The 24,661-nt window shown below is 51.7% G+C and carries 21 protein-coding genes; 10 read left to right on the top strand and 11 right to left on the bottom strand.

Annotated features, from left to right (window positions below):
- Positions 1-23: 23 nt before the first annotated feature.
- Genes BGP77_RS06625 through BGP77_RS06615 form a run of 3 tightly spaced genes read right to left on the bottom strand, consistent with a single transcriptional unit; the run spans position 24 to position 1,574 of the window.
- Positions 24-494, bottom strand: coding sequence for an ion channel (locus tag BGP77_RS06625; RefSeq protein ID WP_158269295.1), 471 nt, complete (start codon positions 492-494; stop codon positions 24-26).
- A gap of 52 nt (positions 495-546) precedes the next feature.
- Positions 547-870, bottom strand: a complete 324-nt coding sequence (locus BGP77_RS06620; RefSeq protein ID WP_108163924.1) for an AzlD domain-containing protein — start codon at positions 868-870, stop codon at positions 547-549.
- Complete coding sequence (locus BGP77_RS06615) at positions 867-1,574, bottom strand: AzlC family ABC transporter permease (protein ID WP_158269294.1); 708 nt, start codon at positions 1,572-1,574, stop codon at positions 867-869. The genes BGP77_RS06620 and BGP77_RS06615 overlap by 4 nt, the downstream gene beginning before the upstream one ends.
- 142 nt (positions 1,575-1,716) lie before the next feature.
- On the opposite strand from BGP77_RS06615, the gene nfsA reads away from it, so the two are divergent.
- The 4 genes from nfsA to BGP77_RS06595 all read left to right on the top strand — a co-directional run bounded on the left by nfsA (position 1,717) and on the right by BGP77_RS06595 (position 4,080).
- Positions 1,717-2,454: an oxygen-insensitive NADPH nitroreductase gene (gene nfsA, locus BGP77_RS06610; protein WP_108163922.1), complete on the top strand. Its 738-nt coding sequence runs from the start codon at positions 1,717-1,719 to the stop codon at positions 2,452-2,454.
- Positions 2,455-2,520: 66 nt separating this feature from the next.
- Positions 2,521-3,099, top strand: a complete 579-nt coding sequence (locus BGP77_RS06605; protein WP_108163921.1) for a hypothetical protein — start codon at positions 2,521-2,523, stop codon at positions 3,097-3,099.
- Positions 3,100-3,204: 105 nt separating this feature from the next.
- Positions 3,205-3,600, top strand: coding sequence for a GFA family protein (locus tag BGP77_RS06600; protein ID WP_108163920.1), 396 nt, complete (start codon positions 3,205-3,207; stop codon positions 3,598-3,600).
- 6 nt (positions 3,601-3,606) lie between these two features.
- Positions 3,607-4,080 (top strand): GNAT family N-acetyltransferase, encoded by a 474-nt coding sequence (locus tag BGP77_RS06595; RefSeq protein ID WP_108163919.1) that lies wholly within the window; start codon positions 3,607-3,609, stop codon positions 4,078-4,080.
- Positions 4,081-4,125: 45 nt separating this feature from the next.
- Here BGP77_RS06595 and BGP77_RS06590 read toward each other — a convergent pair whose 3' ends face one another.
- The 3 genes from BGP77_RS06590 to BGP77_RS06580 all read right to left on the bottom strand — a co-directional run bounded on the left by BGP77_RS06590 (position 4,126) and on the right by BGP77_RS06580 (position 6,470).
- Positions 4,126-5,151: a hypothetical protein gene (locus BGP77_RS06590; RefSeq protein WP_146171208.1), complete on the bottom strand. Its 1,026-nt coding sequence runs from the start codon at positions 5,149-5,151 to the stop codon at positions 4,126-4,128.
- A 261-nt stretch (positions 5,152-5,412) separates the two neighbouring features.
- Positions 5,413-5,802, bottom strand: a complete 390-nt coding sequence (locus BGP77_RS06585; RefSeq protein WP_233252316.1) for a nuclear transport factor 2 family protein — start codon at positions 5,800-5,802, stop codon at positions 5,413-5,415.
- A complete protein-coding gene (locus BGP77_RS06580; RefSeq protein WP_108163917.1) occupies positions 5,799-6,470 on the bottom strand; it encodes a putative 2OG-Fe(II) oxygenase in 672 nt (223 codons plus the stop codon). Before BGP77_RS06580 ends, BGP77_RS06585 begins: the two co-directional genes overlap by 4 nt.
- 21 nt (positions 6,471-6,491) lie before the next feature.
- Between BGP77_RS06580 and BGP77_RS06575 the strand changes: the two genes are divergently transcribed.
- From BGP77_RS06575 to BGP77_RS06565, 3 genes are all read left to right on the top strand, one after another.
- A complete protein-coding gene (locus BGP77_RS06575) occupies positions 6,492-6,902 on the top strand; it encodes a hypothetical protein (RefSeq protein ID WP_108163916.1) in 411 nt (136 codons plus the stop codon).
- Between the two features lie 75 nt (positions 6,903-6,977).
- Positions 6,978-8,528 (top strand): GNAT family N-acetyltransferase, encoded by a 1,551-nt coding sequence (locus BGP77_RS06570; protein ID WP_370446829.1) that lies wholly within the window; start codon positions 6,978-6,980, stop codon positions 8,526-8,528.
- 18 nt (positions 8,529-8,546) lie between these two features.
- Complete coding sequence (locus BGP77_RS06565; RefSeq protein ID WP_108163915.1) at positions 8,547-8,921, top strand: YkvA family protein; 375 nt, start codon at positions 8,547-8,549, stop codon at positions 8,919-8,921.
- 117 nt (positions 8,922-9,038) lie between these two features.
- Here BGP77_RS06565 and BGP77_RS06560 read toward each other — a convergent pair whose 3' ends face one another.
- The 5 genes from BGP77_RS06560 to BGP77_RS06540 all read right to left on the bottom strand — a co-directional run bounded on the left by BGP77_RS06560 (position 9,039) and on the right by BGP77_RS06540 (position 19,389).
- The gene (locus BGP77_RS06560) at positions 9,039-9,476 is read right to left on the bottom strand and encodes a hypothetical protein (protein ID WP_108163914.1); all 438 of its coding nucleotides are present in this window, start codon (positions 9,474-9,476) and stop codon (positions 9,039-9,041) included.
- Positions 9,477-9,647: 171 nt separating this feature from the next.
- A complete protein-coding gene (locus BGP77_RS17925) occupies positions 9,648-10,088 on the bottom strand; it encodes a hypothetical protein (protein ID WP_146171207.1) in 441 nt (146 codons plus the stop codon).
- Positions 10,089-10,799: 711 nt separating this feature from the next.
- A complete protein-coding gene (locus BGP77_RS06550) occupies positions 10,800-15,194 on the bottom strand; it encodes a hemagglutinin repeat-containing protein (protein WP_146171206.1) in 4,395 nt (1,464 codons plus the stop codon).
- Positions 15,154-17,445: a filamentous hemagglutinin N-terminal domain-containing protein gene (locus BGP77_RS06545; protein ID WP_108163911.1), complete on the bottom strand. Its 2,292-nt coding sequence runs from the start codon at positions 17,443-17,445 to the stop codon at positions 15,154-15,156. The genes BGP77_RS06550 and BGP77_RS06545 overlap by 41 nt, the downstream gene beginning before the upstream one ends.
- Before the next feature lie 246 nt (positions 17,446-17,691).
- Positions 17,692-19,389 carry a ShlB/FhaC/HecB family hemolysin secretion/activation protein gene (locus BGP77_RS06540; RefSeq protein WP_146171205.1) on the bottom strand — a complete coding sequence of 566 codons (1,698 nt, stop codon included), beginning with the start codon at positions 19,387-19,389 and terminating at the stop codon, positions 17,692-17,694.
- 442 nt (positions 19,390-19,831) lie between these two features.
- Here BGP77_RS06540 and BGP77_RS06535 point away from each other — a divergent pair, with 442 nt between their 5' ends.
- The 3 genes from BGP77_RS06535 to BGP77_RS06525 are packed head-to-tail and all read left to right on the top strand — an operon-like array spanning position 19,832 to position 24,652.
- Positions 19,832-20,281 (top strand): GbsR/MarR family transcriptional regulator, encoded by a 450-nt coding sequence (locus BGP77_RS06535; protein WP_108163909.1) that lies wholly within the window; start codon positions 19,832-19,834, stop codon positions 20,279-20,281.
- Between the two features lie 46 nt (positions 20,282-20,327).
- Positions 20,328-21,539 (top strand): efflux RND transporter periplasmic adaptor subunit, encoded by a 1,212-nt coding sequence (locus BGP77_RS06530; RefSeq protein WP_158269293.1) that lies wholly within the window; start codon positions 20,328-20,330, stop codon positions 21,537-21,539.
- Complete coding sequence (locus BGP77_RS06525; RefSeq protein ID WP_108163907.1) at positions 21,539-24,652, top strand: efflux RND transporter permease subunit; 3,114 nt, start codon at positions 21,539-21,541, stop codon at positions 24,650-24,652. The genes BGP77_RS06530 and BGP77_RS06525 overlap by 1 nt, the downstream gene beginning before the upstream one ends.
- The last annotated feature ends 9 nt before the right edge of the window (positions 24,653-24,661 follow it).

The following is a 24,661-nucleotide window of genomic DNA, read 5'->3' as shown; positions in this document are numbered from 1 at the left end:
CCACGCCCTAAAAGAGATGGCCGCTAGCTGTTTTCCTGCTCAATGTCGGCCTCGAATCGATCCAACAGTTTGTCGATCTTACGTCCCAACTCGCGATTGTGCGCCAGCAACACCGCATTCTGTTCCCGCAATTCCCAGTTCTTCACATTGGTATCGGCAAAGCCGAGCAACTTATCGGCCACTAAAGCGCCGATAAAACCCACCAGCCCGACACCCAGATAAAACATCAGAGCCACGATTAAACGACCACCGAACGAGACCGGATAATAATCACCAAAACCGATGGTCGATGCCGCCATCTGTAAGGTCCAGAAAGCATCGGCGTAGGTGTGAATATTGGCATTGGCCGCGGCCAGTTCGAACCACAACAACACCGGCGACAATAGCGCGATGGAACCGTACAAAATAAACACGGCCAGTAAGGATAAAAATGTCAGACGATAATTTCGTACACCGTACTGATCCACGACATAAATCCACGAATCCAACAACACCGTTACCTCTTTAACTGAGCCACCATCAACTTGCTCCGATGGGGTGCTGCGGTCAAGCCAGCGCCAAGCCCAACAGGCCATACACCAAGGCACCCGACAAGGTTGCCACGCCCACATTGCGCACCCACTTTAAGACCACGAGGACCACCAGCGAGGCCAGCAGAAGGCGCAACAACCCAGCCTCTTCGATGACCAGCCCCACCAGCGAGACCACAATCAACGCCGTGATTGCCGCCACACCCAACGCGCTTAACACCCAGGCAAACGCCCCGCGACCCGCCGCCAATTGCTGACCATAGAGCATCGGCAACAGGCGCATCAGATAGGTTCCCAGACCCGCCAGCACAATCAGCAACAACAATTCATGATCGGTCATTGGGCAGACCTCGCTACCGTTAATGGCCGGGTACAGGCACCCAGCACCATGCCAACCATCAACGCAAGATGCGATGGCAACCAGATCAACGCCACGGCTGTCACCACGACGGTCGACACGATGACCGGCCACAATGACCGCTCAAATGCCTGCCCCAGCAAAGCTATAAAGAGCGCCGGCAAAACAAACGATAGGGCGTCATTAAACCACCCCTCACCGCCACCGAATTCCATGCCCAGCCAAACGCCAACCAGGGTTCCGAGCACCCAGGAACCGTAGGCACCACAGCCAACGCCCAGACACCAAGCTGGTGGCAAAGAACGACGGGACGACTCCGCCATGGCAGTGGCGAACATTTCGTCGGTCAGCCCCCAGGCGATAAACGGCAACCATTTCCCCGGCGGGCGAGACAACTGAGCCACCAAGGCCGGGCCGTAAAACAGATGCCGCAAATTCAACATCCAGAGCGCCGACAGGGCTGGCCAGAAACTCGTACCCGCGACCACCAGACTGACCAGTACAAACTGCGACGCGCCGGCAAATACGATCAACGAAATCAGCAGCGCCTGGCCCGCCGACAACTGCGCCTGCAACGCCACCACACCAAACGAAAAGGCGACGGGAAAATAACCCACCGCCAACGACGTGCTCGCAGCGACACCCGATGCCCACAAACGCAGATGAGAAACTGAAGACGAAGACACCGCTGCCCCCCAAAAAAAGCAAGGCGGTTTTGTACCGCGCAGAACACCGCAAAACAAGCGCATTCAGAAATACCGGTCCGAGCGCCGCCAGGCGTCGTAATCAATGATAAAATAGACCGATCATGTCCAGTTGGAGTCCCCGATGACCGACCTTCTTAACCAACTGCAAAACCACCGTTCCATCCGCAAGTTCACCACGGAACCGGTTAATCAGGAAACCGTCGAAGATCTGATCCGTGCGGGCCAGGCTGCCGCGACGTCGAGCTTTATTCAGGCCTGCACCGTCATTCAAATCAGTCAGGGCGAACGCCGGGCACAACTGGCCGAGCTGGCTAACAACCAGGCTTATGTGAATGATGCGCCGGTTTTTCTGGTGTTCTGCGCGGACATGCATCGCCACCAAATTGCATGCAACCTGCACAATGCGCCCATGAAAAGCGGTTTTACCGAACAGTTTCTGACCGCCTCGGTCGACTGCGCACTCTTCGCCCAGAACGTCGTTGTGGCTGCTGAGAGTCAGGGACTCGGCATCTGCTACATCGGTGCGTTGCGCAACAATCCGGTTGCGGTTTCCGAGCTATTGGCATTGCCAGAGCTGACCTATCCGCTGTTTGGTTTGTGCATCGGCCACCCGGACCAGAATCCGGAAGTCAAACCGCGCTTGCCATTATCGGTGGTGCTCAAACAGGAGAGTTACAGCGATGCAGGCGACGAACAGGCATTAGCTGACTATGATACGACGGTGCGCCAGTACTATCAGACACGCACCGGCAACCCGCGCAGCCAAAGTTGGACGGAACAAATATCCGGCATGCTGCAAAAAGAAGCGCGGCCGCATATGCTGCCGTTCTTACAAAGCCGCGGCTTTATTAAAGAATAAGCACTGATAACACCGAGGCGTCGACACACGACGCCCGCTCGACGCATCACACAGGAGACGCCGTCCATGACCGAACGGGAACTGAGATCCGACTCTGTTACCCTGCTCGCCTGGGTCTTTATTGTTCTTGCCGCCTTGATGACTTTAATTGGCATCGCGCAAAACCTGCTCATTTACTGGCTGTATCCAGACTTTCTGTTACAGCTCAGCCGCGACCTTGAAAGTGCTCCGCCACTGGCGCGCTTTCTGGCGGCGCACCTCGACTGGCTGGTTGGCCTATTCACCGCGTTGTCGGCCACCTTATTCATTGCAGCCATTGGTGTGCTCAACCGATTCGAATGGTCGCGCAAACTCTTTATCAACGTGCTGATCGTCGGTCTGGCCTGGAAAGTCATCAACCTGATTTTAATGACACTCTTTATGGCCGAGTTGCCACTGGCCCGCGCCAGCACGCTTCACGGACCGGCCGATGTCGAAAATTTTCAAACGCTGATGGTTGGCTTTAACGCCATGCTGACGATTGCCATCGGCGCGATCCTGATTCGGATTTGTCATTATCTGAGTCTGCCCAAGGTGACCGTCGAATTTGGTGGGCTTGGCGATGTTGACGAAATCATTCACTACCAACCCAAAGAAAATCACTAGGCACATTCCATTAATAAAGTTTTTTGAGGTGATGTCCGTGGCGCCCGATTTGCTCAAAAATCCAGCACACATCTTGATGAGCATCGAAGAGACTGAGATCGATCAATGACGATTCAAGGGCAGTGCCTGTGCGGTACCATCCGCTATGAAATTCGTGGTCCTTTGATCAGCGCAGAACATTGCCACTGCTCAATGTGTCGTCGCTTTCACGGTACCGCCTTTTCAACCTATGCCGATTTTGATCCTGAGCATTTCCAATGGTTACAGGGTGAAGATCAACTTGGCATCTACGAACCGAACCCGGGTAAAGGCTGGGCATTCTGCAAAACCTGCGCATCCAGTTTGGGTATGCCCGGTGCTGATGGACGTTTAACGAGCATTGCATTGGGAACGGTAGACGGCGATCCTGGCATTCGGCCCACGGAACATATTTTTGTGGGCTCCAAAGCGGCCTGGTACGACATTACCGATGACCTGCCACAGCATGAAGAGCGGGATTAACCGTCCATGCCGACAACGCAGATGCTATCGATTCAGCCTTTTCAGAACAGCCATAGGACGAGGTGCTTTGACATCTTTGCCGAGCTCGATGGCTGGTTCGGCAGTGAAGAACTGAATAACGAGTACGCTGAGCAATTGTGTGAAGCGAATTCCCTAGTCGGGTTGATCGACAATAACGTCGAAGGCGTTATATCGCTGCTGTATCACTACGACACAACAGCAGAAATCTACTCAATGGCGGTCAGCTTGGCGCATCATCACCAAGGCATTGGCACGCAACTTTTGACGGCTGCTGAGGCCCTCGCCAAGCGGCGTCATTGTTCATTCCTGCATGTCAAAACACTGGGCGATACATTGCCTCATCCGGGTTACCAAAACACCCGTGCATTTTATGAAAGCTATGGTTTCAGAAAGTTGTTCCAGACCGAGGATTTATGGAACGGACTGCCCACCATGCTGTATGTTAAAACCGTAACGTAACAGCCACCTTGGCAAAACTGACTCAGCTTTTGTTGAGTGATCCCATCAAGACTCCGGCAATACCACCGGCTTTTTCATAAATAATGCCGTACGAATCAAATCGACATAAATGTGATCCTTGCCGGCGTGGCTTAGCAGAGAAAGGCAATCACCATTGCGTAAATTGAGTTGGATCTGGCTGTTGATATAACTGCGTTTACCGGTCGTCAGAAACTCATTGAGCTGTATTGATTCCACGTCTTTAAACGACAGATTTTCTTTATTTCCTGGGAAAATAATGCGTTGCTGATTTCTATCAAGCTGCGCATTACTGGTGCCCGAAGCCAACAAATATAGACCGACCAATGTAAACGGAATCGATAACAACAGACTGCGCGCTATGTTGTCCCACTGCAGTTGGGAGAAGGGAATCGGTTCAACAAATAAATCGCCGACGAGAAAATAGATTTCCATTATCAGTCCACCTTGAGGTGCAATGATAAACATCAGCGCCATACGACGCAGTATTCCACTGTTAGTGACTTTCAGTACGTTCTTATTGACCGCTTTGACTCGGCCGGTAACAAAATTACTGGAATTTTGAGTGGGTGCGATGGTTTTTCTAAAGGAGCTTGGACTGAAAGTAAGACCCGGGATGGTTTTAGGATCACTGGTTAACCAGCGTTTTTCTTCCGCAGTCAATATCTTAGCGGGCCGGACCAGCATACCAAGCCCAAAAATCAACAGAGTCAGCAGCAGAACCGTATTGCCTACCCAGGTTCGTAACAGGCTTCTGTGCAGCAGTTCTTGACCTGCATCGATCGTTAACAATGCTTTATCAAGACCCGCCAAGGTTTTACTTAAATGATCGATCAGCCAGCGGTCATGATCATCAAGTTCCGGTTTGCTCTGAATAAGCGCAATGCGCTCAGCCGTTTCGCTCCGTTTTTTGCTCTGTGTCGCCAGATTTTCTTCCATCGCAATCATCGCGTTTTGATGGGCTCGCCAACTGTCGGCAACCTGAGAGCTGATGGTGACAAGCATTAAACCGACAAAAAGAACAACGAGAAATCCAGCAATCCATTTGATCATGTTCGAACTTAATGATTCTGATAGAACGTCAAGGATAACAAACCCAGGCAGGCCCGGCACCACAGAAAATACAGTCTCGTTTTAAATGCCCGCGTCCCGGTTCCTGCTGATTTCTGGAAGGCAACGCCCTGATCCGGATGCCGTTGCCGGTTTTGGTATTGGCAATACGTTTGGAGGAAGACAAGCAAAGGCGACCGATTTTCAGGAAACCGACCGACGTTTGAATCGGGGTTACTAGCGGGTGTTCTTTCGGAAACTGTTTTATTGATCAGCGAACGGGCCGAGGTGCTCGGTGATGATCCACCAGCGCTCTTGCTCGAAGATCAAGACGCTAGTACCACGACCGCTGCCCGATGCCGCTTTGCCATCAATCATTCCTTGCCAGTGAAATTCGTAGAGCGCGACGGCTGAAGCGGTTGATTGATAGGCCCAGTGCACATTAGAGATGGTGTATTGCTCGTCTTCAATGCTGCCAAAATTTTGCTGAAAAACATCGCTCAGCGCCGCCTTACCTTTGAAGGTTCCGTTGGCAAACGTCACACAGGCATCGTCGTGAAAAAAAGGTTCAACCGCTGACCAACGTTGCGACGACAATGCCTTTTCATAACCCGCCAGAAACCCGGTGGGTGATTCGATTGTGTTCTTTATCACAGCAAATCGACCCGTGCATTAAAGGCCAGTACCACTCGCTCTTTATCGCCAAAATACGGCAACGCCGAGTGTTTTAAATAGGATGGGAAGATCACCACCTGACCGGCTACCGGCGCCACATCCCAAAAGCCGGTGCCATCCAGATAGGCCGTACCGGCATCCATATAATGAGCGGCATTGTAGCGCGGGTCGTAAAAACGGTTTACGCCATTTCGTGTCTGCAAATCGGATTCACCCGGGTCCAGGCAGTAAATACCGCACCAGGAACAGTTCGGGTGTGAGTGGGCGTCGTGATAACCGCCATTACCGGTGAGGTGATACCAGCTTTCGATAATCTGGGCATCAGGTTCGGCGCCTTCCGTCCAGTAGGGTTCGTTCACGCTGGCGGCGCATTCCAACACCAGGTCGGTTAGCACCTGCCTTAACGTTTGCAGGTCGGCGTCGTCGGTTTCCAGAAAATCCAGCTCACTTTCAAACAACGCATGTTTAGCGCTCACCGCAACCTGGCTGGCAATGGCGACCTGCGATTGTTCACGATGCGACCTTATTGCCTGAAGCACGGGCGCTTTAAGCAGCTCGTGGTAGGGGTTGGTACACAGGAACAAATCGGTGGTCCAGGTGGGCCAGTGTTCGATGTCGGGTACGTCGGTAATCACAGTATCGGTCATGGCACAGTCAGATGGGGGGCGATGGTCCGCAGTGTAGCGGCCACACCGGACGGCGAACAGCGCTATTGCTGCCCCGAGCAAGGCTGGCTAATCTGCCGCAATGACCGTTGCTGGGTACCCGTTATGCCGCCAACCTCTCGCCCCTGGCTATTGCCGCTGCTGGCGCACCTGATGCTCATAGTCACCGTGCCGTTCTGGGTGTTTGCGCTGATCTTCAGTCCACTGCTCCTGGCGAACTACGACCAGGGCCCGCCACCAGCCATCATATTGCTATTTGCGCTGTTCTGGATTGTGCCGGTTATGCTGATCGCACTGTTCGGCGTGTTGTGGCATGCGCTCTACAAAGGCTACGCCCTGCGGGCCAATCGACTCGCCAGCCTTCTATTGGCCGCTCAGTTAATGGCGCTGCTGTGGTTGCTGTTCGCGCACTGAACATCGCTGTCCACCCGCTTTCATTGCTACAATGGCGGCCTTCCACTTTCCAGTTTAACGCCGCGGAGCCGATTGATGCTGCAACAGGACGACGCTCACCTGAACCTGCGCAACCTGACCAGTGAGGACTACCCTCAGCTGAAACGGTTGATGGACCGCGTTTATGATGACATCGGTGGTTCTTGGTACAAAGAAACCATCGACACCCTGGTCGCCGATTTCCCCGATGGCCAGATCGTCATCGATGACGATGGTGTACTGGTGGGTGTGGCACTCAGCCTGCTGGTGGATTACGACACCTTTTCCAACCCGCACAAATACGACGACCTGATCGGTCACCGCGAGATCATTCTGAACAACCCTGAAGGCGATGCACTCTACGGTTTGGACGTGCTGATCGACCCGGATTATCGCGGCCATCGTCTGGGCCGGCGGTTATACGACACCCGCAAAGAACTGTGTCGCTCGATGAACCTGCGCGCCATTCTGGCCGGCGGTCGCATTCCCAATTACCACGAACATTCCGACGAACTGAAACCGACCGAATACATCGATCAGGTTGCCCGCAAAGAAATCCACGACCCCATTTTATCGTTCCAGTTAGCCAATGATTTTCAGGTGAAACGTCTGATGCGCAAATACCTGCCGGAAGATGAAAAATCACACGGCTACGCCACCTTGCTGGAATGGAACAATATCCTTTATGAACCCGCCGACAGAGTGATTGAAAACACTCGGACGCAGGCGCGCGTCGGTGCGGTGCAATGGCAGATGCGGGTGTTCGAATCGGTCGAGGATGTGTTGCAACAGGTCGAATATTTCGTCGATGCACTATCCGATTATCAAAGTGATTTCGCCGTCTTCCCGGAGCTCTTTAACGCACCCTTAATGGGCCTGACCGATCAATCCGATCAGGTCGCTGCCATTCGTTATTTAGGCACACACACCGAGGCCTTCAAAAGCGAAATGTCGCGTATGGCAGTGAGTTACAACATCAATATTATTGGCGGCTCGATGATCGAAGAAGGCGACGATCAGCGGGTTTATAATGTCGCCTATTTATTCCGTCGCGATGGCACCACCGAGCGCCAGGCCAAGCTGCATATTACGCCGCAGGAAAAACGCGACTGGGTGATCGAAGGTGGCGACGAACTGGCCGTCTTCCAGACCGATGCCGGTCGCATCGGCATGCTGATTTGTTACGACGTCGAATTCCCCGAGCTGTCACGTCTGCTCGCAGATGATGACATGGACATTCTGTTCGTGCCGTTCTGGACCGACACCAAAAACGGTTACCTGCGCGTGCGTCATTGCGCTCAGGCACGCGCCATTGAAAACGAATGTTATGTGGTGATTTGCGGCAGCGTCGGCAACCTGCCATCGATTGAAAACCTCGATATTCAATACGCCCAGTCGGCGGTATTCAGCCCGTCTGATTTTGCCTTTCCACACGATGCGGTGTTAAACGAAACCACGCCCAATACCGAGATGATTTTCTTCTCGGATGTGGATTTTTCACGCTTGAAAATCGTGCGCAATGAAGGCTCAGTCACCAACCTGAAAGATCGCCGCAAGGATTTATTCAGCTTAAAACGGCGCGTGCAATTGAGCCGCGGTGACGACTAAACAACGAGCGCTATAGCCATGTTCGAAAAACTGAAACAGTTCGCCACCGCCATGAAAACCCGGCTGGTGGTTTTATATCTGGCCGTGCGTGACCCAAGAACGCCCTGGTACGCCCGGGCATTGGGCATACTGGTCGTGGCCTACGCCCTGTCACCGATCGATTTGATTCCCGATTTTATCCCCGTCTTCGGCCTGCTCGATGACCTGCTGTTAGTACCGATTGGATTGTGGCTGGTCGATCGAATGATACCAGCGCAAGTGCGGCGGGAGTGTATGGAACGGGCTAAGGAACTAAAGCCCCCCTCCGCCAGTAAAGCAGGGGCAGCTTTGATTCTGATTGTATGGGTGGCTGCTGCGGCCTGGATAGTGGATGTAGTGCTACAGCGGATATAGTCAAAAGATCCGCTCTCTCGGCAGTTCCCTTACTAACGTCGCAGCTGCATCTTTTGAATCACTCTTTCCAACTGAGGTTACGACCTTAACCCTTCTTATGTGCTGCCATACGACTGCTCAAAGCGTACTGTTGGAGAATCGAAGATTAACACCGGCTTCTTTAGCAACGTCGGTCAAACTCTCCCAATACTTTTCAGCCCCAAGAAAGTACACCAATTTGCCATCGATGGTTCCAATACCATCTTTCATTGCGCGCTCCAATGTGGCAGCAGCAACCGCATCTGAGTCACTGTATACGACGATAGGGTCACTTGCAGAAATCGATTGCATATAAACTAGTAAGTCGTCAGAAGGCTTTGACGAAGCCAGCTTAATGGTAGCAACCAACAAAGTATCACTGATAACCGTATCAGTGTTTGGCACTTCAAAAATATATATCGTCTCATACATGGAGCGGATTTCTTTAATATCCGCTTCCCGGCGATCCATACCGCCAACAGTTGCGCATCCCGAAAGCAGAAGTAACATAAAAATATTCATGATGATGACTTTCATAATATACCCCTATATTATTTAATTCAGGTCTCAACTGGCCTAGCATTATGACCGACTCACTTGTAACCATATAATCTCAAGATGACAATAAACCGCTATAAGGTAATCTCACGGGCCGACTATCAAAATTGCCACATCTAAAACTGCGTCAGACGTGGCAAACACCAAAACTCACTTTTCAGCAATAGCTTCCAACTCAGTAAACTGATAACTCTTACCATTTCGTGTAGTAATTCGAATATGACTTACATCATACCCATTCGCCATTTCGCACTTCATCGTTGTCTGGCCTCTTGTTGAGTTAATGCAATCAACATCACCAACAATAACTGAAATGTTCGAGGCTTCGTATGCAATTCCATCACTAGAAAGTTCCACCAAGATTTCAGGTGTCGTAGCACTTAAAGTACCGAAATTTGCCGAAGATGAAACCCGACTAAGAGTGAAGCTCTTAATAGTTTCAACTTGCCCTAAATCAACAATAATCGGAGTACCTGGCGCACTCACTAAAGAAGTGGCAGTGTCTTCATCTACAAGATTATTTGCATCATCTGGATTAAAAGACGTTGTAACCGTTGCATTGGCAGCTACATTAACATCGGTTTTTGGCACAGAACCGCCGCCATCGTTTTCACCACCGCCAGATTAATCATTGCAGCCAGACAAGAGTATTATTAGAAGGGCAAACAAATGCGGGACGTATACTTTCATACTTCAACTCTCCTTTTTTGAAGTCTTTACCTTTAAACAAAGTCTCTTACCAGCAACCTAAAAATCCTTATTTAAGGGCTGGAAACAATGCATCAATTATCTCCATAAATCGAATTTTTAAATTGAAATTAACTATAACCTCCTTGAAATATAAAACACATGAAACTCAAACCATAAATTTTAAAATCACAGATCAGATTAAATCGTTACTAATCGAGTAGTCGGCGCAACCAATTCAAACTATCCGGGTGTTTTTCACGATATGATTTGCATCCTGGAGTACTATACATAAATCTATCGGGGTTCTTAGTACATATACTTTTATTAAATGGTGCGTAGCCAAGCTCAACAACATCATATGGATCCTCAAGAAAGTGAAAGTCGTGCGCTAACATGCACTCGTGTGTATTAATCATGTCTTGATCTGTACGAATTCCTTCAGTCCCACTGGCCCAACAAAACTCAAACATAAAATCTTGGGCCTCCTGGAGTTGAAAGCCGTCCTTGCTCCACTGACTTCCTTCGGGGGGAGGGACTCTTCCAAAATACTGCAATCCACAGCCTTGGATAGTCACTACCGTCGCCAACACCAATATGACATTATCCATCTTTTTATTTATTTGAGTCCGGTACCACTAGAACAGGTATATTCACTCCAAGTCCGCCCCATATATCCTGTTGATTTTGCTCAAGCGCATTAGGCCCATAATTATTATGCGCATCACCAAACCAATCCCTTGGGGCCCATAAGATCTTATCACCTGTAGCGTCATTCCAACCTAAGACCCGACCCACAAAATCACTTCTATGTGTCGACTGATACATCTCACCCTCTCCGCTTGTAGCTTCGTCTAAGCGATTGGCCATCCCTTGTGAGTTGGCTGCCGACCCATTGAACACAACACTCGATAACGGGATATCAGCCTCACCATTATTAAGTTGTTTCTGTGTCGCATTGGCTTGAGTCATGCCACCGCGGCTGTGGTTGACGCTTCTGATTTCAGCGCCCTGTCCACTTGCCACATTGGCGATGTCCACGTTCGCATTGCCGGCATTGGTCAGTGGCATGGGGGCTCCAATTAGCTCGTTCATTTTGTCGTAACCCGCATACAACACTTCCGACACAAAGCTGTCGGTCTTTCGATTGATTACAACATAGACACCATCAGCATTGGCTTCATCTGAACTCTGCTGAGCGGCAGTTTGTAGCGCCTCCTCTTCAGTCTGGTTGATGCCATGGTTGAAGACATAGATGACACCATCCTCCCCTGCTTCTATATCTTCTATAATGACCGGGCCTGAATTGGTGCAGTTCCGCCCCTTAGCCTCGCACTTTTGATTCAATACCTTTTTCTTCGATACACCGGAGGCGTACATATCGCTAGCAAGCTCTAAGTCGAAATTGTTAAAGGCAGTGGTACGCACTTCAACTTCTTCCTCGACCTGCTTGAGTTCGGATTTCGCCGTGTCCTCAAACGACTTTACTGAGTTGTGACTGCTGTCGGCATCCCGATTCAAAGCCGCCAAGTAATCTTCTGGAGATTCCCCAGTCAGTTCTTGTTGAGCTGAAGCATCCGTCAGGGTGACGCTTCCTTCCGAGATGGCGCTGCTGGTCGTGCCTACATCTGAGTCACTAGCGGAACCGTGCCCAGCCACGTTACCGCCAATACCTGTCATCATGCTGTAGGCACCTTGTGAAAGCATATCGGTTCCTATGCCGACGCTGTTACTGCTGACGCTGTAGCTAGATTCGTTGTGTAGGTCTTCGGTGGTGAGGGTTGCCGTTACTAGGCTGTTGCTGCCATTCTGTTCCGCTTCGGGGGAACTGCTGATGGCAGCACCGACCAGGTTGGTGCTGCCTTTAACATTCACGTTAAAGCCGCCATCACCGGCAAAGAGACCACTTTGTTCTTCAACGCTGGTATAAGTGGCTTCTAGACGACTGGTATTGGCATTGAGGTTTGCACCGCCAGGTGCTCCACCTCCAGCACTAACGCTGGCACCATAACTCTGGCTGCGTTCGCTGTATGTGGATGATGCCTGGACGCTTTCTATATGTAAGTCTCCACCTACCTGTGCGGCGATGCGATCAGCGTTGACGTCGGCGCCAATCAAGGTCAAATCATTGCCACTGTTCAAGGTAATGTTGTCAGCGTTCAAACTGGTCTGCATATAGGAAGTGCGGTTGCGCTCCAGTTCATATTCCGAGCTATTCGCCGATGCATTTCCACCATAGCCCGCAGCTGAAACATTGACACCGACTGATCCACTTACACTCGAAGATTCCAAATGTTCCTGATAGGTATTCTCTGCCGCCTGCAGCAGAATATCGTTGTCGGCCGCTATGCCAATACTGCTGGCATCGAGTTTTGCACCGATCAGGCTGACATTGGAATTTTCGCCCGCACCGCTGGCCACTATGCTGATTTGGCCGTCGGCTTTAATACTGCTAGCCCTGGCGGTACTGCCACTTGTATTGCTGCTGGACTCGCTGGCACTGTAACCTACGCTCAAACCCACACTAGCTGTTGGTGTTATGGTTGAAAGTGGATCATCTATGGCATTACCAATTGCACCCTTTGCACTCCCTGCTGCCGTTAGTGCCTGATCGGCCAGTGTGAGCCCCGCCAGAGTGGCAGAAATACTCTGTCCATTATCCAAAGCCGCGCCAAAATTGGCATTCGTACCTTTAATTTTTTGCCCTGTTTCGTAGGCCGTTTGCAGGCCAGTAGATACATCGACAGTTAAACCAACAGTATAGGTTTTGCTGTCGCTGTAGCTGGTGCTTTCGAAGGTGTCATAGCTGGCTTGAACATCAACCTCCTGTGCAGCTATTAATATGTTTCCAGCGGTACCGTCTTGCTTCGCGCCCGCAAGTAAATCGGAACCTATCTGCGAGACTTTGCCACCGCTATTGATAATAAGATTACCTGCGCCAGCATCTATCGTGCTGCCAACTGAGGTTTTAGCGTTCAGATCATTGCCATTGGATGATTTTTCATCCGTCCACGAGATACCAAAGGACGACGAGTCGAAGGAAAAGCTAAGACCTTTTGAACGGCTGTAAACGTCCCGACTGGCTTCCTCAGTATTATGGCCGGCGATTACATCAATATCGCCTTCCGCTTGTAACAGGGTATCGGATTGGCTGCTGATCGAAGATGCCGCTACCAGTATATCGTTACCCGATACTATGGAAACGTTTCCCCCGGAAAGATTAGAACTTTGCAACTCGGTACTGGAGTAGCTGTTTTTCTCCTTGTAGGTACTGGAACTGAAGAGCCCCTTTTTCTTTATCCTGATTTCCTGTTCTCGTGAATAGGTGCTTTCCCCTGCTGTTATGGCAATGTCACCACCCGCTTGCAGCGCCAGATTTTCTTGGGCATGCACTTCGGCGGCGCGAGCATTGATATCATTCCCAGCGACCATAACTACATTGCCGTCGCCTAGTATTTGGGTACCTACCTCACGGCTTGCTTCTGTTTCCACATAGTTATGGTCCGAACCAACTTTTTTATATGAAGATTCAGTAACGGTATTCAGGTTGATATCGTTCTTGGCATTGAACTGAGCACTGCCAGCACTTTCGATTTGTGCTGCGGTTAGATTGATGTCGTTACCTGCACTGGTCACCAATTGACCACCTTCCCCGGTAACGGTCAGGCTGGCGAATTGGTCGATCTGTTTGGTGGATTCTTGCACCGGGCCGGCGCCTTCACCTGAGTACCAGTTTCGATTGTTCCAATCCCCTTGTTGGTTGGTTGAGGTAACTAGGTTGACATCATTGCCCGCATCAAGTGCCAACAGATCGTCAGCCCTAACACTAGCACCAATGACATTGATGTCTTCATCAGCCGAGAGTTGAACCTGCTCACCGGCTATAGCACCGCCTTCGTGGTTGATGTTTTCGGCATCGACTTTGGCGGTTTCTGTGGCCTGGACGGTACCGGTGTTAGTGAAGTCACCATCGACATCGATGTTGATATTGCGGCCAGCCAACACTGCACCACTCACTGCGTCGTTATCTGATCTTTCTGCGGTATAGACCTTAGGAACCAGTACCGTCACAATTTGACCGTCAGGCATGGTCACTTTTCGTTCAACCAGCCATACAATGTCGCTTGTTAGAGAGTTCATTTGTTCGTCAGTTAAGGCTATTCCTATTTTCAGATCTTTGCCTTGAGCAAAATCGATAGCCGCTGCCATTAAACCCTGGTACTGAGCGTCATCATCCGTATAGCCATTTAGATAACGCTGACCAGTCTGGGATATAATTTGATCTTTGATCAGTTGCTGCTCATAGAATCCATCGCCTAATAATATTGGCGCTTCTTCATCATCACCAATGCCCAGTATTTCCAGCATGTATTCAGAACTCATCCAATCTTTATAATTTGAAAAGTCAGGATCAGTCTGAATTAGATAGCCACTGGAGCTATCAGGCATCGTTTTGAATAAACCACTGCTGGTTAACTCAGCTAAAGCCTGTGGTTTATTTGTATCGCCTTCATAAGCAGTCCTATTTTGTATGCCAGAGCCAAACCCGACAGATACATTGTCCTCGTATCTTGTTGTCGCGAGTTTTTTAGTTTTATTAAATTCTTTGTAGTAATTTTCATAATGGTATTTGTATTCAGTATCGCAAATCAAACCGAACGACCACCAGTAGCAGTCTTCATCTTCTTCACGCCAACGATAGGTACCAGTATGCTTATCCGTAACCACTACTTCCGTGGTCTTGTTATCAACGGCTTTACCTTTGATATAAATAGTGTCACCCGCGATGATATGGCTATCCATATTCAAAGCATCCCGACTGTCAATAACCATATCTCCGCCACTGATAATCCTGCCTGGAGATTTTTTGGTTATTTTTGCGTCATATCCATAAATATAATAATCAAGATAGTCGTGGCTATTTATTTTCTCATAAACGTGCTCTACGTCGGCCAAATAAGTTTCGTAGTCAAGTACGTACTGCATCATAGTTAAGAATTCGATCAGCACTGATGTACATGTCCGTATAACTTTCTATCGTAGAACTGCCATTACGGATATAGCTCGCTACGCCCACGGCTCTATGGTTATCGTCTAAGTCGCCACCGATATTCAAATCACCCATGCTCATCAGGGTAGATCCACCTGTGTTATATATATAACTAGCACCAATATCTAAGCGCTCTCGGGCCGCTATCACGGCTTTATTATTTGATCCATTCGTCGACTCCGCATAATTCCCCAAGCGATAGGCATCTATGGAAACAAGGTTGCCATAAATCCGTCCTGTTCCAATATTGGTCAGAGAATTTGTACTTATATAGGTACCACCACCATCCACTAGGCCGCGATTGTTGAATGTGTTATCCACGTTAATAAAGGTATATCCGGCGTTGATTTTACCTACTGCTGCATTGTTCAAATTGGTCGCGTTGAGTTTCAAATTCTCTGCCGCTTCCAGTCGACCTTTATTAGTAAAATAACCATCCACATCAAGTAGCAAATTGGCATCAGCTCGGATATCACCGTCGTCGTTACTTAGAGTATCCAGATAGGCGGTCAATTCATTTCCCTGGATTTGACCAGTGTCGTTGTTAAGACTTGCAACCTGAGCATTCAGATTATCCGCTTCAAATTGACCAATCTGGTTATTCCAATCTTCCAATGTCAGATCAGCCTGACGGGCTTGGATCTTGCCATTTTGGTTATTTAATTGGGTGCCTGACAACGTCAAGACATCTACCTGAACTTCACCCTCGCTATTGCCCAACGCCTGGGCGGAAAAACTCATAAGTCCCGAGCTGGAAATGGTTCCGTTCTGGTTATCGGTCTGACCGTTTACTTCAATACGGCCCGCTAGTGGTTGCTCTACTTCGCCACCCTCTGCCTCGTCTTCATCCGGTGTTTCCCCCGAACCATCACCTGAGGTTGGCGTATCTATATCATCAGGAACGTCGAGATCATCGTCTTGCTCACTTTCTTGCTCCAACTGGCCAATCCAGCCTGCGGTGTTGTCCACTTCGGCCAAAGCCAATTCCAGCTTGCGGTTGCCCAATTGCTGTAGGGTTCCGTCGGTATTCACCAGGGTTTCTGTCTCGATATCAAAGCGGTTGGTCTGAAGGGTGCCGTTGGTGTTGTCCAAGGTATGGGTGCGGGCGACAAGAGCGGATTCAGCTGTTACTTCACCGCCGTTGGTCAGCGTCTCAGCCGTGACATTGACCTCCCCTTGCTCGGCTTGAATAACACCGGCATTCAGCAACTGGCCGTCTTCGGTGATCACTACGTCGCCGCTGCTGGCGGCCAAAATGCCCTGATTGTGAATGCCCAGGCCAGCTTCGGTTCCAACCAGTCGGATCATTCCGGCATACATGCCACCCAGCGCTGCGACATCAATAGCGGCACCTTCTTGACGTGCAACGCCGGTGTCGTTGAGTTCCAGTGCCGTGACATTCAGGTTGGCAGCGTCTACTTCATTAACACCCGTCACCACCGATAGATCCTGCGCCCAGATACCTGCATTGACCTCGACGGCACGGGCGATCAACTGGGTGTAATCCGTCTGCTGGCCATCCAGACCCGCGCCGTTAATAGCAATGCCGCCATCGGTAACCCGGTAATGGCTTAGTTGCCCGTCTTGCAGCATGGGCAGTCCGGTGGTGAGAGTGGCGCTGGAAGCGTTGATAAAGCCAGCACCATCAACCTGAATGCCGGACGGATTGGCGACCACCAGTTCGGCGCGCTGGCCCGCAATCTCAATATAACCCTCTAACAGAGAAGGGTCGTTGCTATTAACCTCGTTGAGAATTACCTGAGCACTGCCCTGGCTCAGATTGGCATTGCCACTTACCCAGCCAGCCAGTTGCGTCTGTACCGCTTGCTGGCTGTTATTGAGAATGGCGCCGTCGGCGCCCACATCGAACTGGCTGTATACGTTATGCGATACACCGCCAGCGCTTGGCTTGGCGATATCAACCTGGACCATGCCGCTGGCGGTTTCGGTCACAATAGCCTGCTGTGCCTGGTTGGCGCTGGGATCAGAGATAATCTGGGTCTCGGCCTGTGCCAGGGTGGCACAGCCAATCAACAAAATCAGGCCTTTACCCAGGGCTCGGGTTAGCAGCCCGAATAAGTGGAATGGGACGGATGGTCGCATTGCGGTTGCGGTACCCTTGGCGCAATCACCCGACCCGGCTACCTCACCCACCACCATTAGTTGGCCGCGCGCGGCATTGAAAATAACGCGATAGCATTGCTTGTTCATCGCTGCAGTCCCTTGGTTGCACCCATTCAGAGCTGGAACACTGCCTCCTTCCTGGTTGGCAGTGTCAATATTCAGCCCCCCTTTGATAAGCTCTTTGTCAGACGACCGTCAATTTATTGACAAGTACGAAATCTAATTTTGAGATGCACGTCACAATGCCAGATCAATAATAGATTTATCGCAATATACCGATCTGAATTCGGGTCCAGTAACAACTTATTTTCACAACCGGACCAACAAGGTTACTCAGAATGCCTTCGATAGCTGGAAAGCATAGATTGAAGATTCTGGTTCTAAACCCGCCGGGCTCAGCAAGGGGCGGCTGATGCTGGCTTCATAAGTCACACCAAGCACCTGCCCTTTAAAACCAAGACTCGCTCCTGCCAGAACGGCTCCATGATCAAATACCGTCCCAGCGTCGAAACCCAGGGTGATTTGCTGGGAAATCTTTGGTACGACAAAAACCAGGTCGTTATGCAGATAGGCAGCAGACTCGCCACTGATGCCCTGGTCAAAGCCTCGTACGCTGTAGTCGCTGCCCAGTAGCATTTGATCGAGCGGAATCAATGGGGTTAGGTTGCCTTGTACCTGAAGACGACTGCCTAATACCCAGTTGTGCTTCACGAACTTAAATGGCTGGCTGTAGTTTATATCGAGCATCAGCCACTGCGGATTTTTCACGCCATATCCGGCTTTCACTTCCGGATCTTCGGAGGCACCCAAGGCCGTAATGCCTCTTTTATAAATCAAACTGGCGTCCAGGGTTGCTTTGCTCAGAAACCAATGATGCTGTAATGCCAACTCCATTTTTCGGCGCCGCCGATGCTGTACATCTATCTCTACATCATTGATAAAAGATTCCGATTGGCTAGCTTTAACGCTGAAAGAAGCGGTCACTTTTTGGTGGCCACTGCGGAACATGATTCGCTCAAGTTTAACGCTCTGATTCGAACTGGTCCCGGCGTATTTGTAGGATCCAGTCTCGCCCTTTATGGTCTGAAAATTTTCGCTGTAACCACCATTCAAACTCAGCAGCCAATAGCGATAAGGCACGGAGTAATGAGCGCTGAAGCTTTGCGATCCCAACTGCCCTACGGCGAAGACAATGGACTGCACATAGGTCACATAGGAAAGATCATTGAACGCCCAATAAGGGTCATAACTCAGGGTCACGCTGCTTTGATAGCGTCCGGTATTTTCGCTGCCACTGTTATCCAGGGTTTCGGTCACGCGTAGCGGTTTTTGCTGTTGCCACTGAATGACTAAATCGCTGTAGCCAGGTTGTTCCCCCGGTTCAATATCAATATTCACTGCAACCGAAGGAACCCTTTTGAGGTTCTCCAGACCTTGCTCCAGGTGACGTAAATTCAGCACATCACCTGAGCGAATTGGCAGTGCATTCCAGACTGTCGCCCGGCGCGGCGCGCCATCAGCAAAGCGTATATCCTCAACATATCCGGGTAATAGCGTAAAAGTCAGCAACCCCGAATTCAGATCCTGCGCTTCAGCAACCAGACGGGTCGTGACATAGCCGGCGCTGATCACATCGTTCTGAGTCTCAGCCATCAGACGATTGATGTCTTTGGCATCCAGACATCCGTCTGTTTCCAAGCGGCTATTGAGATGTTTTTCCAGCCAACGAAATTGTTTGTTCTCAGCCGATACCAACTGAATTTTCGCAATAGGAAAACAGGTTCCGTCTAGCAACTGATCGTCATCCAATGACGGGAACTCTGGGGTATCAAAAAAGACATCCGGGTCAGGCTGAAAGCGTTCGTTCTGTTGTCGCTGCCATTCTTCGAAGCGACGCTGCTGATCGAGCGATTCTTGTTCAGGTTTGGGTAATTCTCCTTTAACCTCCACGCACATCAGCATAATCACTGCTGAAATTAACGCGCGTGCGATGGCAGAAGCACTAATGCATCCTTTTCTAAAATCGTACAAACCGTAAGCCTCCCTGGCCTATCGTTAAAAGTTAAATGGCCGTACTGAAATCAATTACCCACGCAAGAGTATCATCACACGACCAGTCATTTCCGAATCAACCTTCACGCGTTATCCGCTTTCAGTAAACATTATTGATGAGCAACAACCTTAAAACATGGCAATTTATGTTGGTGGAAATTTCTATCCCGTCGTATAAAACCATCAACCAGAAATCTTCCGATAATCATCCATGCATTGCTTTCACACCTCGCCGGTAGCAATACTCAGATCTGCACCATCACTCCCACCATGGATATCACAACCACCAACTTCGCCCAGTTGAGCTCGAAAGCCTGCGCTCATCTCACGCGCTCCTGCAAAGTCATGACTTATGGCTTCATCGTTCAGTCTTGACTGAACGATAGCGCGCGCCTACCTTTGCCAGTCTTGAGGAACCCCTATGACAAACACCTACGATGATTTCGTTGAACTGATGGGCCTGATCAGCCAGGCCGACGGCGAACCTCGCATTGGCGGCCGCATGTTCGGTCTGTTGCTGGTGGAAGGTCGCGCGCTGACGCTGAACGACTTTGCCGAGCGCCTGGAAATCAGCAAAGCCAGTGCCAGTACTAATGCGCGCCGGTTGGCCAGTATCGGTGTCATTGAACACATCAAAAGTTCTCACCGACAAGACAGCTACGCCTTGGTGCCCGACCTGTATCGCCAAATGAGCCTCACCATGACCGAACGTTTTCTGGTCCGTGCGGAGCAGATTGAAAACATGGTGTCGCTGCTGCCGGACGACGGCCCCTCCAAGGTGAAACAACGCATCCATGGCTTGGCCCAGTGTTACCGGGTCTCCGCAGAAACTGCACGGCAGATTTTCGATCAGCTGCCGGAAATGGACTGACGATTACGGTCGTCAGCAAACAAACACTGAATTAAGGTCATTCGTCATGTCCAACCAACACCTCGACGACAAGCCCGATTGGGCAATGAGCCGCCGTGAAAAACGCAAGGCCGATCAACGGCGGCAAGGCTTTCCCCAACCACGCCGCCGCTGGCCCTGGATCGTCGCTGCGGTCGTCATTGTGGCGCTGCTGCTGATGGTCGTGCTCGGCGGTGGTGATGACACCGGCGCCAGTGAAGAAGACGCGGATACCGTCTCCATCATGCAATTGAACGCCACCGAGGTGGCCACGGCCGAACGCGGCCCGGTCCGCCAAAGTGTGCGCGTCAACGGTACGCTGAGCCCGCTGGCCACCACCCAACTGGCCGCCCGAGTGAACGCGCCGATCGCTGAGGTGCTGGTCCGTGCCGGTGATGCGGTTGAAGCCGGCGATGTGTTGCTGCGCATGGAAACCGATGATCTGGCCTCAACCCTGGATCAGCAACGCGCTAACGTTCGGTCCACCGCAGCGAACCTGGCGGTCGCTCGCAATCAGCTGGAACGCGACCGCTCTTTGGGTGAGCGTGGTCTGACACCGCAATCATCCATCGAGTCACAGCGCGCTCAGGTCACCGCCTTAGAAGCCAATTTGGAAGCACAGCAATTGGCCGTGCAAACCGCCGAGCGGGCGTTGGCCAATGCCACGGTGACAGCACCGGTTGCCGGCCGCATTGCCAGTCGCTCGGTGGAAGCCGGTCAGTACGTCTCTACCGGAACGCCGTTAATGACCTTGGTCGATTTGTCGTCCATGGAGCTGGAAGCCAATGTTCCGCTGCGGGCGGTTGACCGCATCGAGCCGGGCCAAACCGCCTTGATTCAAATCGACGGCATCAACCGTGAACGCTTTAACGGTACCGTTGATCGGGTCAATCCGGTGGCGCAAAGCGGTACTCGGACGGCAGCGGTTTATGTGCGCGTCCCCAACCCGGAAGAGCGGTTGCGTGGCGGCATGTTCGCCAGTGTTGAAATCATCATCGCCCAGCGCGACGACGCCTTGTCGATCCCAGTTGATGCATTGCGTGAGGACGCTGAAGGCACCTTTGTCCTGACGCTTAACAACGACGAATTGCAACGCACAGCCGTCGAAGCCGGTGAACCATGGAACGGCGGTGAGCGCGTTGCAATCAACGCCGGACTGACCGCGGGCACACAATACGTTGCCGCGCCGCTGCCCGAATTAAAGGCCGGAGATAAGGTCCGCCTGATGGAGTCGAACTGATGTTTCTGACACGAATCAGCGTCAACCAACCGGTTTTTGCGACCATGATTATGGTCGCCATCATGGTGTTTGGTTTTTATTCTTACCAACGCCTGCCCATTGAGCAGATGCCCGACATCGACGTGCCGGTGGTGGCCGTCGTAACGTCCTATCCGGGTGCCTCGCCCGAGGCCGTCGAAAACGACATCATCAAACCCATCGAAGATTCGGTGAACGCCATCAACGGCATCGACAGCATCGAATCAACGGCTCGTCAGGGCCAGGCGCTGGTGGTGATTCTGTTCGATCTGGAGGTGAACTCCGACCGTGCCGCTCAGGACGTGCGCGACCGGATGTCGACCGTCACCGCATCCTATCCGGACGGCGCCGATGATCCGCTCATCTGGCGTTTCGATCCGGCGCAATTTCCGATCATGTCACTGTCGGTCAGCTCTTCCGAACTGACCACCGGTGAACTGACCAGTCTGACCGAAGACACCATCACCCAACGGTTATCGATCATTCAGGGGGTGGGCAATACCACCGTCGTCGGCGGCCAGGCCAGCCAGCTGAATGTGTTGGTCGACCCGGACAAGCTGGCGTCTTTTAACGTTGGCATTGGCCAGGTGGTCTCAGCACTGAATCAGGAGAATATGAACCTGCCTGCGGGCTCGATTCGCCAAGGCCGCGAAGTCACGTCCATTCAGGTGGAGGGCCGCATTCAATCGCTGGATCAATTCCTCAACCTGATCATCGGTCGTCAGGGTGGCCAGCCGGTGTATCTTGGTGACGTCGCCACCATTGTGCCCGGTGTTTCTGAACTGACCAGTCTGGCACTGCTCGACGACGAACAGGCTCTGGCCATCGACATCGTTAAAACCCAAGGCGCCAACACCGTGGCCGTGGCCGAAGCGGTGCGCGAGGAAATCGACAAACTGGAGCAGGAACTGGCGCGCGATGGCGTCCACATTGAAGTGGTGCGTGACAACGCCGAACCGGTCGAACAATCCTTCCACACCGTGCGCAACATGCTGATCGAAGGCGCCGTACTGGCGGTGGTGATCGTCTTCCTGTTTTTGAATTCCTGGCGCTCCACCGTCATCACCGGTCTGACCTTGCCGATTTCCATCATCGGTACCATGACCGCGCTCCACTTCCTCGGCTTTACGCTGAACATGATGACGTTGCTGGCGTTGTCGCTGGCGGTCGGGCTGTTAATTGACGACGCCATCGTGGTGCGCGAAAACATCATGCGCCATCTGCACATGAATAAAGACCACAAACAGGCCGCGCTCGATGGCACCAACGAAATCGGTCTGGCGGTCTTGGCAACCACGCTGTCGATCATCGCTGTGTTTCTGCCGGTTGCCTTTATGGATGGCATTCTCGGCCGCTTCTTCCTGCAGTTTGGCGTTACCGTATCGGTCGCGGTTGCCATCTCCATGTTTGTCGCCTTTACCCTCGACCCCATGCTGTCGAGCGTCTGGTACGATCCTTCAACTGACACTAACGCCAAGCGCGGTTTTATCGGTCGCGGTGTGGAAAAATTCGATGGTTGGTTCGACAAACTGCGCCAACACTACCGCACGGTTCTGCAATGGAGTTTGCGTCATCGCGTTATCACTCTGGTGATTGCTTTCTTCGCGTTTATTGGCAGCTTTTTCCTGGCGCCTCACGTCGGTTTTGAATTCTCACCGTCAGTGGATAACAGCGAATTCCAGGTCGACCTGGAAACACCGGATGGCTCCAATCTTGATTACACCACCGCTAAGGTGCGTCAGGTGAATGCCGTTCTGCGTCAGTTCCCGGAGATCACCGATACCTACACCACCATCAACGCCGGTGCCGGTGCTCAGGGTGAAACCAGCGCCACCATTCTGGTGTCGATGACGGCCCCGGGTGAACGCGATCGCACACCGCAACAAATGACCATTCCGGTGCGCGAGGCTCTGCAACAGGTTGCCGGTATCACCGTCCGTGTGGGTGCAGCCGGCGGTTTTGGTGGCGGTGTCACCGCACCGGTTCAGGTCAATCTGTATGGTGAAAGTTTCACCACCCTGGAACGGCTGTCCGACGAGTTGGCATCACGCATGGCCAGCATCGAAGGCATTACCGATATTGAGTCGAGCCTGAACGCTGCCCAGCCGATCATCGGCATTCGCATCGACCGCGAAGCGGCCAGTGACTTGGGCGTCAGCCTGCAGCAAATCGGTGCCACCTTACGGCCATTGGTCGGCGGTGAAGAAGTCACTGACTGGACCGCACCCAATGGTGAAAACCACACCATGGTGGTGCGTTTGCCCGAAGAATTCCGCAGCGATGTCAACAGCCTGGCGCGTTTACCGATCAGCCAAAGCGGCGCTACGGGCAGTTCATCTGTGGTGCGTTTGGACCAGGTCGCTGACATTGTGGAATCGACCGGCCCGTCGGAAATCAGCCGGATGGATCTGTCGCGGCGAGTCACGCTCAGTGCCAATCTGGCGGGTGTGCCGCTGGGTGATGTCACGCCGCTCATTCAGCAAGCCATTAACGATATGACCTTGCCCAGCGGCTATCGCATTTCCATGGGCGGCGATGCTGAGCAGTTGGCCGAAACAGCCGCCTCTGCCGGTCAGGCCTTACTGTTGGCAATCGTCTTTATCTACCTGGTATTGGCGTCTCAGTTCGGCAGTTTCCTGCAGCCGGTGGCCATTATGGCGTCACTGCCGTTATCGCTGATCGGTGTGATGCTGGGTCTGTTGGTGGGCGGCAGTACCTTGAACATCTACTCCATCATCGGCTTTATTATGCTGATGGGCCTGGTGGTCAAGAACGCCATCTTGCTGGTGGATAACGCCAACCAGGGTCGCAAAGACGGCTTGAATTTATACGATGCACTGGTCGAAGCGGGCATGACCCGTTTTCGTCCGATCATCATGACCACCCTGGCGATGATCTTCGGTATGTTGCCACTGGCGCTGAACATTCACGAAGGCGCGGGTCAGAATGCACCGATGGCCCACGCCGTGATTGGCGGCCTGATCAGCTCGACGATTCTGACCCTGGTGGTGGTGCCGGTTGTGGTTACCTACATCGAACAGTTTGGTCACTTCGCACGACGCTTCCTGCCAAAATCAGCGGAAGATCACGGTTAATAAACCAAC

Source organism: Saccharospirillum sp. MSK14-1 (assembly GCF_003054965.1).
GTDB lineage: Bacteria > Pseudomonadota > Gammaproteobacteria > Pseudomonadales > Natronospirillaceae > Saccharospirillum.
Note: the sequence above shows the minus strand (reverse complement) of the source record. Positions and strands in the feature narration are given on the sequence as shown.

Excerpts from the sequence above, each read along its gene's own strand:
- BGP77_RS06545 (WP_108163911.1), bottom strand. The coding sequence starts at position 17,445 with ATGAACAAGCAATGCTATCGCGTTATTTTCAATGCCGCGCGCGGCCAA.
- BGP77_RS06560 (WP_108163914.1), bottom strand. The coding sequence starts at position 9,476 with ATGAAAGTCATCATCATGAATATTTTTATGTTACTTCTGCTTTCGGGA.
- BGP77_RS06535 (WP_108163909.1), top strand. The coding sequence starts at position 19,832 with ATGACAAACACCTACGATGATTTCGTTGAACTGATGGGCCTGATCAGC.
- BGP77_RS06575 (WP_108163916.1), top strand. The coding sequence starts at position 6,492 with ATGGTCCGCAGTGTAGCGGCCACACCGGACGGCGAACAGCGCTATTGC.
- BGP77_RS06580 (WP_108163917.1), bottom strand. The coding sequence starts at position 6,470 with ATGACCGATACTGTGATTACCGACGTACCCGACATCGAACACTGGCCC.
- BGP77_RS06525 (WP_108163907.1), top strand. The coding sequence starts at position 21,539 with ATGTTTCTGACACGAATCAGCGTCAACCAACCGGTTTTTGCGACCATG.
- nfsA (WP_108163922.1), top strand. The coding sequence starts at position 1,717 with ATGACCGACCTTCTTAACCAACTGCAAAACCACCGTTCCATCCGCAAG.
- BGP77_RS06620 (WP_108163924.1), bottom strand. The coding sequence starts at position 870 with ATGACCGATCATGAATTGTTGTTGCTGATTGTGCTGGCGGGTCTGGGA.
- BGP77_RS06600 (WP_108163920.1), top strand. The coding sequence starts at position 3,205 with ATGACGATTCAAGGGCAGTGCCTGTGCGGTACCATCCGCTATGAAATT.
- BGP77_RS06570 (WP_370446829.1), top strand. The coding sequence starts at position 6,978 with ATGCTGCAACAGGACGACGCTCACCTGAACCTGCGCAACCTGACCAGT.
- BGP77_RS06590 (WP_146171208.1), bottom strand. The coding sequence starts at position 5,151 with ATGATCAAATGGATTGCTGGATTTCTCGTTGTTCTTTTTGTCGGTTTA.
- BGP77_RS06530 (WP_158269293.1), top strand. The coding sequence starts at position 20,328 with ATGTCCAACCAACACCTCGACGACAAGCCCGATTGGGCAATGAGCCGC.
- BGP77_RS06605 (WP_108163921.1), top strand. The coding sequence starts at position 2,521 with ATGACCGAACGGGAACTGAGATCCGACTCTGTTACCCTGCTCGCCTGG.
- BGP77_RS06595 (WP_108163919.1), top strand. The coding sequence starts at position 3,607 with ATGCCGACAACGCAGATGCTATCGATTCAGCCTTTTCAGAACAGCCAT.
- BGP77_RS06565 (WP_108163915.1), top strand. The coding sequence starts at position 8,547 with ATGTTCGAAAAACTGAAACAGTTCGCCACCGCCATGAAAACCCGGCTG.